11 protein-coding genes are annotated in these 12,080 nt (G+C 74.5%); 7 read left to right on the forward strand and 4 right to left on the reverse strand.

All coding sequences use genetic code 11. The annotated features are described in order from the left end of the window. Positions 1 to 4: 4 nt before the first annotated feature. Entirely contained in the window at positions 5 to 355 is a 351-nt protein-coding gene (locus SCWH03_RS04430; RefSeq protein ID WP_173262078.1) for an ArsR/SmtB family transcription factor, read from the reverse strand. Positions 356 to 615: 260 nt separating this feature from the next. Continuing rightward, positions 616 to 1,029, reverse strand: a complete 414-nt coding sequence (locus SCWH03_RS04435; protein WP_173262082.1) for an organic hydroperoxide resistance protein — start codon at positions 1,027 to 1,029, stop codon at positions 616 to 618. A 114-nt stretch (positions 1,030 to 1,143) separates the two neighbouring features. Here SCWH03_RS04435 and SCWH03_RS04440 point away from each other — a divergent pair, with 114 nt between their 5' ends. The 6 genes from SCWH03_RS04440 (at position 1,144) to SCWH03_RS04465 (ending at position 7,184) form a co-directional block, all read left to right on the forward strand. After that, positions 1,144 to 1,638 carry a MarR family winged helix-turn-helix transcriptional regulator gene (locus tag SCWH03_RS04440; RefSeq protein WP_173262085.1) on the forward strand — a complete coding sequence of 165 codons (495 nt, stop codon included), beginning with the start codon at positions 1,144 to 1,146 and terminating at the stop codon, positions 1,636 to 1,638. Positions 1,639 to 2,090: 452 nt separating this feature from the next. Beyond that, the gene (locus tag SCWH03_RS04445) at positions 2,091 to 3,170 is read left to right on the forward strand and encodes an NADH:flavin oxidoreductase/NADH oxidase (RefSeq protein ID WP_173262087.1); all 1,080 of its coding nucleotides are present in this window, start codon (positions 2,091 to 2,093) and stop codon (positions 3,168 to 3,170) included. A gap of 194 nt (positions 3,171 to 3,364) precedes the next feature. Further along, on the forward strand, positions 3,365 to 4,477 hold the full coding sequence (locus tag SCWH03_RS04450) for a WD40/YVTN/BNR-like repeat-containing protein (protein WP_173262090.1): 1,113 nt from the start codon (positions 3,365 to 3,367) through the stop codon (positions 4,475 to 4,477). 10 nt (positions 4,478 to 4,487) lie between these two features. Beyond that, a complete protein-coding gene (locus SCWH03_RS04455) occupies positions 4,488 to 5,165 on the forward strand; it encodes a uracil-DNA glycosylase (RefSeq protein ID WP_173262092.1) in 678 nt (225 codons plus the stop codon). After that, the gene (locus SCWH03_RS04460; RefSeq protein ID WP_173262095.1) at positions 5,162 to 6,175 is read left to right on the forward strand and encodes an N-acetylglucosamine kinase; all 1,014 of its coding nucleotides are present in this window, start codon (positions 5,162 to 5,164) and stop codon (positions 6,173 to 6,175) included. Before SCWH03_RS04455 ends, SCWH03_RS04460 begins: the two co-directional genes overlap by 4 nt. A gap of 88 nt (positions 6,176 to 6,263) precedes the next feature. Beyond that, positions 6,264 to 7,184 (forward strand): sirohydrochlorin chelatase, encoded by a 921-nt coding sequence (locus SCWH03_RS04465; protein ID WP_173262098.1) that lies wholly within the window; start codon positions 6,264 to 6,266, stop codon positions 7,182 to 7,184. Between the two features lie 232 nt (positions 7,185 to 7,416). Here SCWH03_RS04465 and SCWH03_RS04470 read toward each other — a convergent pair whose 3' ends face one another. Both SCWH03_RS04470 and SCWH03_RS04475 read right to left on the reverse strand, forming a co-directional pair. Further along, positions 7,417 to 8,709 (reverse strand): nitric oxide synthase oxygenase, encoded by a 1,293-nt coding sequence (locus tag SCWH03_RS04470; protein ID WP_254076555.1) that lies wholly within the window; start codon positions 8,707 to 8,709, stop codon positions 7,417 to 7,419. Positions 8,710 to 9,107: 398 nt separating this feature from the next. After that, on the reverse strand, positions 9,108 to 10,622 hold the full coding sequence (locus SCWH03_RS04475) for an FUSC family protein (protein WP_173262530.1): 1,515 nt from the start codon (positions 10,620 to 10,622) through the stop codon (positions 9,108 to 9,110). Positions 10,623 to 11,528: 906 nt separating this feature from the next. On the opposite strand from SCWH03_RS04475, the gene SCWH03_RS04480 reads away from it, so the two are divergent. Beyond that, complete coding sequence (locus SCWH03_RS04480; RefSeq protein WP_173262533.1) at positions 11,529 to 12,011, forward strand: Lrp/AsnC family transcriptional regulator; 483 nt, start codon at positions 11,529 to 11,531, stop codon at positions 12,009 to 12,011. The last annotated feature ends 69 nt before the right edge of the window (positions 12,012 to 12,080 follow it).

Consider the following 12,080-nt stretch of genomic DNA (forward strand, 5'->3'; position numbering starts at 1 on the left):
CAGGTCAGCCGCCGGCGCGGCGGGCCGCCTCCCCGGCGGCGGCGTTCAGCACGCTGTCGAGGAGGCCGGGGAACAGCGCGTCCAGATCGTCCCGGCGCACCCCGTTCATCTTCGCCGTACCGCGGTAGTCCTGCCGGATCACCCCGCTCTCCCGCAGCACGCGGAAGTGGTGCGTCGAGGTGGACTTGGTCACGGGCAGATCGAAGTACGAGCAGGACAGCTCGGCGTCGGCGGTCGCCAGTTCGGTCACCACCCGCAGCCGCACCGGGTCGGCGAGCGCGTGCAGCACGCCCTCGAGCCGGATCTCGTCGCGCGGGGGGTGGGCGAGTTCGCGGGGATGTGCGGCGGTGGTCACGAGAACTCCACTTCGGCTGGGGCTTCCATTGTACGAAGGCCGCCGTAGTCGACCGGCGCGTGCGGGCCGGTGCGGGGCCTCGACGGCCCCGTGCGGGCGCTCGCGCGGGACGGCCGACTCCGGTTTCGGCCCGCCGCCGCCGGCCTCGGCCCCGCCCGCCGTTCCCCGCCCCTGCCGCGCCCTGCCGCGCCCGGCCGCGGCGGGCCCGGAGGGACCGGAGCGGACCGGGCGCACGGCGGGGCACCGCCGGACCGAGCGGGCTACTCGACGACCAGTTCGACCGGGATGTTGCCGCGGGTGGCCTTGGAGTACGGGCAGACCTGGTGCGCCTGCTCCACCAGCCGCTCGCCGGTACCGCCCTCGAGCGACGCGGGCAGCTCCACCCGCAGGACCACGGCCAGCCCGAATCCGCCGTCCTCGTCCTTGCCGATGCCCACCTCCGCGGTCACCGAGATCTCCCCGGTGTCGACCTTCGCCTGGCGGCCGACGAGGCCGAGCGCGCTGGCGAAGCAGGCCGCGTATCCGGCCGCGAAGAGCTGCTCCGGATTGGTGCCCTCGCCGCTGCCGCCCAAGGCGACGGGGGTCGCGAGCGGCAGGTCCAGCCGGCCGTCGGAGCTGACGGCGCGCCCGTCACGGCCGTTGGCAGTGGCGGCGGCGGTGTACAGCGCGTTCATGGAAAACCATCCCTTGGTCGGTGGGCAGGGCCCGTGCGGTGGGCCGCATGAGCCACTAGAGCACACAATTCAATTGCACACAACCCAAAGACCGGGGGCAGGTAACCTGACCCCATGAAGACGACACCGGACACCGAGGAGGCCCTCCGCCTCGACCGCCAGATCTGCTTCTCGCTGCACACGGCCTCACGGGCCTTCAACGGCGTGTACCGGGCGGTGCTGAAGGACTTCGGCCTCACCTACCCCCAGTACCTCGTACTGCTGGTGCTCTGGGAGGACGGCGAGCTGCCGGTGAAGGCGATCGGCACCCGCCTCCGACTGGACTCCGGCACCCTGTCGCCACTGCTCAAGCGCCTGGAGGCGATCGGCCTCGTGGAGCGCCGACGCAGCACCGAGGACGAACGGTCGGTCACCGTGCGTCCGACGCCCGAGGGCGCCGCCCTGCGCAAGCGGGCCCATCTCGTGCCGCACAGGATCGCCGCCGCCACCGGACTCTCCCTGGAGGAGATCGGCGACCTGCAGGAGCGCCTGTCCGCACTGACCGCCAAACTCGACGGCGCCGACCTGGACCTCGACCCGCTGGACGGCTGCGCCGACCCCACCCACTGACCCCACCAGCCTCACGAGCCTCACCAGCGCCGCACCGACCGGCCCCGCCGCCCGCGGCGCCGAGCGACACCGGCAGCCCGGCAGCCCGACACCGGGACAGGACCGGACCGCCCCCGACGGGGACGAGCAAGGCCGGACGGGGTGGGGCCCCGTTCGACGACCACCGCCTGCACCGCCGCGGGACGGGCACGGCGGACGGGGCCGGACAGCCCCGGACGGGGAGGGACGAGGAGAGGCAAGGCGTGACGAGGGAGACGGGGGCGAACAGGGGCGAGGAGGGACGAGGAGGGGCGAGGAGGGACAGCGGCGAGCGGGGAGGGACGGGACGGGCGGAGGCGAACGGGGACCGGCCGGGCGCCGCCCGCATGACCGGCACTCTAGTTTGACAATTACCGTACTACGAGGGGTATCGTACGAGCGTCTTGTTCGACCCGCCGTAAATGGAGCCCCCCGTGAGCGCACTGTTCGAGCCGTACACCCTCCGGTCCGTGACCATCCCGAACCGCGTATGGATGGCCCCGATGTGCCAGTACAGCGCCGAGGCCGCCGGACCGGACGCCGGCGTCCCCACCGACTGGCACTTCGCCCACTACGCCGCGCGCGCCGCCGGCGGCACCGGGCTGATCCTGGTCGAGGCGACCGCGGTCGTCCCCGAGGGCCGGATCAGCCCGCACGACCTCGGCATCTGGAACGACACCCAGGCCACCGCCTTCCGCAGGATCACCCGCTTCCTGAAGGACCAGGGCACCGTCCCCGGCATCCAGATAGCCCACGCGGGCCGCAAGGCCAGCACGGACCGGCCCTGGACGGGTGGCGCACCGGTGGGCCCCGACGCCCGCGGCTGGCAGCCGGTCGCGCCGAGCCCGGTCCCGTTCGACGAGGGGCACCCGGTGCCCGACGAGCTGACCGCCGATCAGATCGCCGAGCTGCCCGGCCGGTTCGCCGAGGCCGCGCGGCGGGCACTGGACGCGGGCTTCGAGGTCGTGGAGGTGCACGGCGCACACGGGTATCTGATCGGCGAGTTCCTCTCCCCGCACAGCAACCACCGCACCGACGCCTACGGCGGCTCGTTCGAGAACCGCACCCGGTTCGCGCTTGAGGTCGTCGACGCCGTACGGGCGGTGTGGCCGCAGGAGCTTCCGCTGTTCTTCCGGATCTCCGCGACCGACTGGCTCGAGGAGAACGGCTGGACCGCCGACGACACCGTCCGTTTCGCGGCGCTGCTGCGGGAGCACGGCGTGGACCTCCTCGACGTCTCCTCCGGTGGCAACGCGCCGCGGGTACGCATTCCGGCGGGTCCGGGATACCAGGTGCCGTTCGCCGCCCGGGTCAGGAACGAGACGGAGCTGCCGGTGGCCGCGGTGGGTCTGATCACCGACCCGGCGCAGGCCGAGAAGGTCCTGGCGAACGGCGAGGCCGACGCGGTGCTCCTCGGTCGGGAGTTGCTGCGCAGCCCCTCGTGGGCCCGCAGCGCCGCTCGGGAACTCGGCGGGGCGGTCCGGATCCCCGAGCAGTACCACCGCTCGGTCTGAGCCCGTGCCCGGCGTGCGGCCGGCGGCCGGCGGCCGGCAGGCCCACATCGGCACCGGCACGACCGGGCACGGGCTGCGCCGGAGCCGGGCGCGGCCGGTCCCACCTGCGGATACGCCGACCCCGGGGGCCGCTGTCAGTGGGTGGGTGCAGACTGGCCCCTGTCCGCGACAACGGCGTCCTGGAGGTGTCGTCGATGACCGAGGTTCTGCTGGCGGTAGGCACGCGCAAGGGGCTGTTCCTGGGGCGCCGGAAAGACGGCCGGTGGGAGCTGGACGGCCCCCACTTCAACGCCCAGGCCGTGTACTCCGTCGGGATCGACACGCGCCGCGGCGCCGTGCCGCGGCTGCTGGCCGGCGGGGACAGCGCGCACTGGGGCCCCTCGGTGTTCCACTCCGACGACCTCGGGGCGACCTGGGCGGAACCGGCCGTGCCCGCGGTGAGGTTCCCCAAGGACACCGGGGTCTCCCTGGAACGGGTCTGGCAGCTCCATCCGGCCGGGCCCGCGGCTCCCGGCGTGGTCTACGCGGGGACGGAGCCCGCGGCGCTGTTCCGCTCGGAGGACGCCGGGGAGACGTTCGACCTCGTCCGGCCGCTGTGGGAGCACCCCACCCGCCCGAAGTGGATGCCGGGCGGCGGCGGGGAGGCCGTGCACACCGTGGTCACCGACCACCGGGACCCCCGCCGGGTGATCGTGGCGGTCTCCGCGGCCGGGGTCTTCCGCAGCCTGGACGGCGGAGCCGCCTGGACCCCGTCGAACGACGGGGTCCAGGCGGCCTTCCTGCCCGACCCGAAGCCGGAGTTCGGCCAGTGCGTACACAAGATCGCCCAGGACGCAGGCGATCCCGACCGGCTCTACCTCCAGAACCACTGGGGGGTGTACCGGAGCGACGACGGGGGCGCCACCTGGACGGACATCGGCGCGGGCCTGCCGTCCGACTTCGGCTTCGCCGTCGTCGCCCATCCGCTCCGCCCCGGCGTCGCCTATGTCTTCCCGATCAACGCCGACGCCGACCGGGTGCCCGCCGGGCGGCGCTGCCGGGTGTACCGGACGGTGGACGCGGGCGGGACATGGGAGCCGCTGTCGCGAGGGCTGCCCGAAGGGGACCACTACGGCACCGTGCTGCGGGACGCGATGTGCACCGACGGCGCCGACCCCGCCGGGATCTACTTCGGCAACCGGAACGGCGAGCTGTACGCGAGCACGGACGACGGCGACAGCTGGCAGCAACTCGCCTCCCACCTGCCGGATGTGCTCTGCGTCCGGGCTGCGGCGGTCGGTGGAAGAGACGCCGCGCGCGGCCAGTAGAGTGACGACCGTGGCAGCACGACCATTGAAGGACATCGTCGATTCCGGGTGGGCCGAAGCCCTGGAACCCGTGGCCGAACGCATCGCCGCGATGGGCGACTTCCTCCGCGCGGAGATCGCCGCGGGGCGGACGTACCTGCCGGCGGGCGCGCATGTGCTGCGCGCCTTCCAGCAGCCTTTCGAGGACGTGCGTGTCCTGATCGTCGGTCAGGACCCCTATCCGACGCCAGGGCACGCCGTGGGGCTGAGCTTCTCGGTGGCCCCCGAAGTGCGGCCGCTACCGGGCAGCCTGGAGAACATCTTCCGGGAGATGCACGGCGACCTCGGGCTCCCCCGGCCGTCGAACGGCGATCTGACGCCGTGGACCCGGCAAGGAGTGCTGCTGCTCAACAGAGCGCTGACCACCGCGCCCCGCAAACCCGCCGCCCACCGCGGCAAGGGGTGGGAGGAGGTCACCGAACAGGCCATCCGCGCCCTCGTCGCCCGCGGCACACCGCTCGTGTCCGTCCTGTGGGGGCGCGACGCGCGCAATCTGCGGCCGCTGCTCGGCGAACTCCCGGCGATCGAGTCGGCGCACCCCTCCCCCATGTCGGCCGACCGGGGCTTCTTCGGCTCCCGGCCGTTCAGCAGGGCGAACGACCTGCTCGTCCGCCAGGGTGCGCGACCGGTGGACTGGCGCCTCCCATGACCGGCGGCGGTGCGGGCGACTGGGTCCTGGGAGTGGACTCCGGGGGCTCAGGCCTGCGCGTCGCCCTCGCCCCCGCCGCCGCACCGTCGTCCTCGCTGAGCTCGGCGCCCGGGGAACCGGTGCGCACGGGCGGCTCCGGGATCGAAGCGGCCCATCTGCTCCAGCAGTTGCTGCCGATGGCACGGGAGCTGCTGCGGCGGGCCGGGGTGGCGGTGCCGGCCGCCGCCGCCGTCGGAGCCGCGGGGATGGCCTCCCTCGGGGACGAGTTGGTGGCCGTGCTGCCCGGGGCGCTGTCGCGCGAACTGGGCGTGCGGCAGGTGGCGCTCGCCGCGGACGCGGTCACCGCGTACGCGGGTGCGCTCGGCCAGCGGCCCGGCGCGGTCGTCGCCGCCGGCACGGGGATGATCGCGACCGGTACGGACCTGGCGAGCTGGCAGCGTGCCGACGGCTGGGGCCATCTCCTCGGGGACTGCGGATCGGGCGCCTGGATCGGGCGGGCGGGACTGGAGGCGGCACTTCGGGCCCACGACGGGCGCGCGGGGGGTTCCCCGGCGCTGCTTCAGCGGCTGGAGGACGTCTTCGGGCCGGCCGCGTCGCTCCCCGGGGTGCTGTATCCGCGCACCGACCGGCCGGCGGTGCTGGCCTCGTTCGCCCCCGAGGTCGCCCGCTGCGCCGACGACCCGGTCGCCGCGGGTATCCTCTCCGCCGCGGCGAGCCACATCGCGCAGACGGCCGCCGCAGTCTGTCCGCCCCCGTCGGCCGGTGACTGCCGAGTCGCCCTCACCGGAGGGCTGTTCGCGATGGGCGATCCGCTCCTTGTGCCGCTGCGCGGCGCCCTCGCCCGGGAACTCCCGCATGCCGAACCGGTGCCGGCGGCCGGAGACCCGCTCTCCGGCTCACTGACCGTCGCGGCAGCGCTCGCCGACGGGACGCTGAAGCTGCCGCACGATCCGCGGCTGCTCGTCCTCACAACCCCCCTTACCCGCCAGACCGGCACAGGCGACCGTTAACGAACTCATCGGGTAAACACGGACAGACGGCACTCGACCACCCCCTCCCTGATCAGGCACGACGACGAAACCAGTAGCATGCGGCGCCATGAGCTCCCCCACTGGGCCCGCATCCGGCCTGCCCGTACGAATGCCGCGACCCCGCCAGCCCGGGCGGCACCGCCGCCCGGAGCCCGTGGTGGCACCCGAGGGCGCGCCGACCCTCGTTCTCGCCGTGCCCGGTACTCCCTCGTCCGCGATACGCGGCCTCGCCGAGGAAGTCGTCAGCATCGCCCGTTCCGAGCTGCCCGGCCTCGAGGCCGCCATCGGCTACATCGACGGCGACGACGCCGAGTACCCCACGCTGGGGAGCGTGCTGACCGGTTCCGCCGCGCTGCGCGAGGAGCGCTACGCACTGGCGAGGGCGGCCGGCCGCGAGATCGACGTGCCCGAGGGCCCGGCCTCCGTCGTGGTGCCGCTGCTCGCAGGCCCGGACGGCGCCCTGATCCGCCGGATCCGCCAGGCCGTCCTGGACAGCCGGGCGACGGCGGAGCTGACCGACGTCCTCGGCCCCCATCCGCTGCTCGCCGAGGCCCTCCATGTGCGGCTGTCCGAGGCGGGGCTGGCCCGAGCGGACCGGGCCCGCCTGTTCACCGTCGCCACCGCCGCGGACGGTATCGTCCTGGCCACCGTCGGCGGAGAGGAGGCGGTCCAGGCCGCGGGGATCACCGGGATGCTGCTCGCCGCACGGCTCGCCGTGCCCGTCATGGCGGCCGCGCTGGACCAGGAGGGCGCCATCGCGGCGACGGCTCGGGAACTGCGTACCGCAGGCTCCTCCCAGCTGGCACTGGCCCCCTACCTGGTCGGTCCTGAGCTGCCCGAGGGCCTGCTCGCGGCAGCCGCCGCCGAGGCGGGCTGCCCCACCGCGGAACCGCTGGGCGCCTACCCCGCGATCGGCAGGCTGGTGCTGTCGCAGTACACGACGACGCTGGGCATCTCACCCCAGCCGCAGGGCGCCCAGGCGCGCTGACCGCCGCCGCCCCGCCCAGCGCAGTGCAGTGCAGTGCGGGAGGCCCCGGCGCGGGAGGCCCCGCCGCAGAAACCCGCGAGGGAAAGCCCGGCGCGGGCCTCCTCGCGGACGCGGAGCACGGCCGGATCGGCCTCGCCGTGGGCCTGCCCGGTGGCGGCCGGCAATGCGGCGACTCGCCGGGCAGGCCGTCGCGCCGGGCGTCCCGACGGGGCGAACGCCGACTGGCGCGGCACTAGATCGGGCCCGGCACCGGCTCCTCCCCGCGGGCCCGGGCGAGCGCCTCCGGGTGGTGGACGAACTCGGGTCGTGCCTGCACGCTGTCGTAGGTGCGGTGGAAGACCGGGGTCGCCGCTCCGGAGACGGGCGGCACGATCCAGGACCAGTCGGCCCCCACCCTGCGCCCCCGCGCCGCTTCCTGCTCCAGGTGGACGAGGAAGCGGCGCGACTCCTTGTGGTGGTCGGTGACGGTCACGCCGGCGCTGTCGAAGGAGTGCAGCACGGCCCGGTTCAGTTCGACCAGTGCCCGGTCCTTCCAGAGGGTGCGGTCGGTGGAGGTGTCGAGGCCCAGCCGCGCGGCGACGACCGGGAGCAGGTCGTAGCGGTCGGTGTCGGCGAGGTTGCGGGCGCCGATCTCGGTGCCCATGTACCAGCCGTTGAAGGGAGCGGCCGGATAGCAGATGCCGCCGATCTCCAGGCACATGTTGGAGATGGCGGGCACCGTGTGCCAGCGAAGCCCGAGGGAGGCGAACCAGTCGTCCTCCGGGTGGCGCAGGAGCACCTCGTGCACGGCGTCCTCCGGCAGTTCGAACCAGCGGGGTTTGTCGTCACCGCCCTGCAGTACCAACGGCAAGACGTCGAACGGCGTACCGGGACCACCCGGCCAGCCGAGGCCCGTCGCGTACGCGGTGAGCCCGGCGTTGCGCGGGTCGCCGGTGCACCGGCCGCCGGTGCCGGCGTAGCCCGCGTACCGCACCAGCTGCTCGTTCCAGATCCGCGGGCCGGGCCGGCCCGGGGCGTCGGGCGCGAAGACGGTGATGACGGGCCGGATCCGGCCGCCGTTGGCCGCCTCGCGAAGATGGGCGGCGGCCTCGGCTGCGACGGTCTCGGCGTCGCGCACATCGCGGCGGTCCCTCACCCGCAGGGAGCGCCAGTAGAGACGGCCGATGCAGCGGTTGCTGTTGCGCCAGGCGACGCGCGCCCCATGGGCGAGTTCGGCCGCGGTGTGGCGGTACGTTCCCGTGGCGTCGATCTCGGCGCACACGGCGGCTATCCGGGGTGCCGGATCGCCCGCGCCGCGCTCCTCCCGGTGATAGAGCCGGAGGAACTCCTCGGCTTCCCGGCGCAGTCGCCCAAGGTCGGCCGCCGGTGCGGAACGCTCCGGGACCGTTCCGGCCGACCCGGGGCGGCCGACCGGGCACTGCCCCTGCGCAGCCGCGGGCTCCGGTCGGACGAGCTGTGCCCCGGCCTGCGGCGGATCCGGCGGGCGGAACTCGCGTACGCCGGCTCTACGAAGGAACTTCCGCATGGTGCGCACCCCGGTGTGTGAAGGCGTCGTGGATGCCGCCCGATCTACCCCGGACCGGTCCTGATCCACCCTGTGAATGCCGGATGCACGTGCCCGACCGGGAGCCGCCGCCCGGCGCACGCGGGTCCGCCGTGCACCGGCGTGCGTCCAGACGCGCGCCCGGGGCAAGCGCGGGCAGGCCGGCTCACAGCCGTGCTGGGTGCGCCGGGCTGCCGGCCGCGGGTCCGGGGTCGGGCCCGAGTCCGGGATCGGGTCCGGGATCGGGATCGGGGCCGGGGCCGTGCGAGCGCCTCCTGCAGTGCAGGGCCGGCGGCCGGTGACACAACGGCCCCGCGCAGCCGGCGGCCGGTCGTACGGGACCGCTGGGCACCGCGCGCGGATGGGCACCCCGGGCGCGTTCAGACGGCGGTGAGCGGCGCGCGGTGGGAGCTGCGCAGCGGCGTGGCGAGTCCGGAGAGGGCCCGTTCCAGAGCGTCGAGGTGCGAGAGCGCGGCCTCGGCGCCCGGGTGCGGCCCCGCCGCACCCGGTCCGGCGGGAGCGGGCGCACAGCCGGGCCCGGACTCCGGCTCCAGTGCGTGCACGGCGGCCTCGACCCGCCAGCAGGCCGCGGCCAGCCGGGCGTCGTGGGAGGCGTACGGATCCGCCGCGACGGCCGCCAGGCCGCGTACCTCCCTGGCGCAGTCGTCCAGCAGGGCGAGGACCTGCCGGGCCCGGGCCTTTCGCGCGCGCAGCGGGCTCAGCGGGTGGACCAGGGGCGCCAGGGACATCCGGACCCGGGCGAGCAACTGCTCCAGCTCCGCGGCCCGCGGCGCCGGATCGGCGGTCTCGTCCCCCGCCAGCCTGCGCATCGCGGTCGTGGTGCACTCGTGGACGCAGCGCACCGCCAGCCGGATCCAGGCATCGGTCACCGAGTGGGTGGTGACGGGCAGCACGAACGCCACCGCCAGCGCCGCGCCCAGAGCGCCGACCGCAGTCTCGGCGAGGCGCAGCGCGAGCAGCGCGGGCCCCAGCGCCCCGAGCAGCCCGTACAGCAGCGAGACCAGCAGTGTCACCGCGAACGTCATCCAGCTGTACGAGACCGGGGCGCTGTAGAAGATCCCGAAGACGCAGGCCAGGGCCAGGACGGTCGTCGGGAGCAGCGCGCCCTGGAGGGGTACGGCGACGACCAGGCCGGCGGCGATGCCGAGGACGGTGCCGAGAAGCCTGCGAAAGCCCCTGACCAGGGTCTCTCCGCGTGCGCTGGTGTTGACGAAGATCCACCAGGCGGCGCCCACGGCCCAGTACCAGCGCTCGTCGGAGAGCAGCTGGCCGGCGGCGAGGGCCAACGTCCCGGCGACGGTCACCTGGACGGCCTGCCGGGTGGTCGTCCGGGCCAGCCCCGTCCCTCCCGGCAGCACGGGCGCGACGGGCGGCGGCAGGCGCCGTTCGAAGCACCAGGCGCCGAAGCGGACGGCGGAGGCGGCCAGGACGCCCAGGACGACGGAGGAGCAGAGTTCCGGGAGCTGTGCGGGCACCGCCCGCAGGAACTGCGTCACGAAGAAGGCCATGAACGCGAAGACCCCGAGGGCGTGCCCGCGCGGGCCCCAGCGCCGCGCGTACACCGCGGCTCCCGCGACGGCCACGAAGGCCGCGTCGCGCGCCCCCGGGGCGGCGTGCAGGCTGATCGCGAGGGCCAGCACCGGAAGGCCCGCCACGGGCAGCAGGGCGGTGGTGACGGCCTGGTCGCGGACCCTCGGGTCGGTGACGGTGAAGAGGGCCAGCAGCGCTGCGAGCCCACCCGTCATGACCGCGGTGAGCGGGTGGCCCGTGAGCGCGCACCCGGCCACGGCCACCCCGATGCCGAGGACGGCCCGCGTGGCGCTGCGCAGTCGCAGCAGCCCCGGGTCGGGGGCCGCGAACACCCTCTTCAGCACCACCTACCGCCCCTTTCACGGTGTTCCTGCTTGTGCCTGATGGTCCTGGAGACGGACGAAGATCTTCGATGCGCTTGAGCGGGTGCCGATGTGCGCCGGGCGCGCATCGGCGCTGCGGGACGCGCTGACACGCACGCGACATCTGCAGATACCTGGAAATATCTGCAGATACCCATCGGATGTCCGTCATGAGAATGGCGCCGCGGAGTCCGCAGCGCCATCGACGGGTCTATGAGAGCACCTCACACCCCAGTGGCTCAAGTCGATGCCGATTCAATGGTCCATTGGCCCAGTCGCGAAGCTCCTCGGTTTCGGCCCTGCGGGCCAACGGTCCAGCCCGGAGGGAAGCCCGGCAGCTGCCGGGGCGGCCTCCGGTTCGGCGCCGGGTCCACCGGTCGACGGCGCGTCGCCGCCCTCCGCCCCCCGGCAGCACTCCGGTCCACGAGCCTCGGCAGCAGCCACCGCAACCCGGTACAGACGAGCAGCGTCAGCGCGGTGGCGGCGTCCCCGCCGGCGTTCCGCACACGGCGTCGACGGCGAGCGCAAGCGGCACCGTGCGCAGGCCAGGGCGAGCGAGAGCGCCGTGAGGCCGATACCGGCGAGTCGCGACGACACCGACCGGCCTCCCGCTTCGCGCCTCGGCGGAACGGCACGCGCGGACCGCGGCCGGCGCGGTGAACAGGGCCGCGGCGATCGCCCGGCCGGGGGCCGGGGGGCCAGCCGCACCAGGAAGCGCAGCGGTGAGGCCCCGGGGCAGGGTGCCCCGGGAATCCGGGCGAACCGGGGCGGCCGTCCGGCGGAGCGCCGTTTCCCTGCGGGGTCCTGGCCCGCCTCCGACTGGGCCATTGGTACAGTCGACGGGAAGAACGGCGGGCTACAGGGAGGCCGACGGCGGTGGCCATGGCAGTGGCAGTGGACGAGCTCGACACCCGCATCCTGCGGCTGATGATCGATCAGCCGCGCACCAGCGTAAGGGAGTACGCCCGTCTTCTCGGCATCGCCCGCGGAACCCTCCAGGCCAGGATCGACCGGCTGGAGCGAACCGGCGTGGTCACGGGTACCGGCCCGGTGCTGTCCCCCGCCGCGCTCGGCCACCCGGTGCTGGCGTTCGTCCATATCGAGGTCACCCAGGGGCGTCTGGACGAGGTGGGCGACGCGCTGGCCGAGGTGCCGGAGATCATCGAGGCGTTCTCCATCACGGGCGGCGGAGATCTGCTGACCAGGGTGGTCGCCCGGGACAACGGCCATCTGGAGGATGTGGTCCAGCGTCTGATCAGCCTTCCGGGGGTCGTCCGGACGCGGACGGAGATGGCGCTGCGCGAACGGGTGCCGCACCGGATGCTGCCACTGGTGGAGTCCGTCGGCCGGGCCGCCCGCACGGCGCGCTGACCCGAGCCGGGCGTCCCGCCGCGGCGGGACGCCCGGTCTCCGGCGAAGGCGCCGCCCTCAGGCCGAGTA

It is taken from the genome of Streptomyces pacificus, assembly GCF_011766325.1.
In the GTDB taxonomy this organism is placed as follows: Bacteria; Actinomycetota; Actinomycetes; order Streptomycetales; family Streptomycetaceae; genus Streptomyces; species Streptomyces pacificus.

What these genes read in the sequence shown, in the direction of transcription:
- SCWH03_RS04435 (WP_173262082.1), bottom strand. Translation starts at nt 1,029, where the DNA reads ATGAACGCGCTGTACACCGCCGCCGCCACTGCCAACGGCCGTGACGGG.
- SCWH03_RS04440 (WP_173262085.1), top strand. Translation starts at nt 1,144, where the DNA reads ATGAAGACGACACCGGACACCGAGGAGGCCCTCCGCCTCGACCGCCAG.
- SCWH03_RS04450 (WP_173262090.1), top strand. Translation starts at nt 3,365, where the DNA reads ATGACCGAGGTTCTGCTGGCGGTAGGCACGCGCAAGGGGCTGTTCCTG.
- SCWH03_RS04460 (WP_173262095.1), top strand. Translation starts at nt 5,162, where the DNA reads ATGACCGGCGGCGGTGCGGGCGACTGGGTCCTGGGAGTGGACTCCGGG.
- SCWH03_RS04465 (WP_173262098.1), top strand. Translation starts at nt 6,264, where the DNA reads ATGAGCTCCCCCACTGGGCCCGCATCCGGCCTGCCCGTACGAATGCCG.
- SCWH03_RS04470 (WP_254076555.1), bottom strand. Translation starts at nt 8,709, where the DNA reads ATGCGGAAGTTCCTTCGTAGAGCCGGCGTACGCGAGTTCCGCCCGCCG.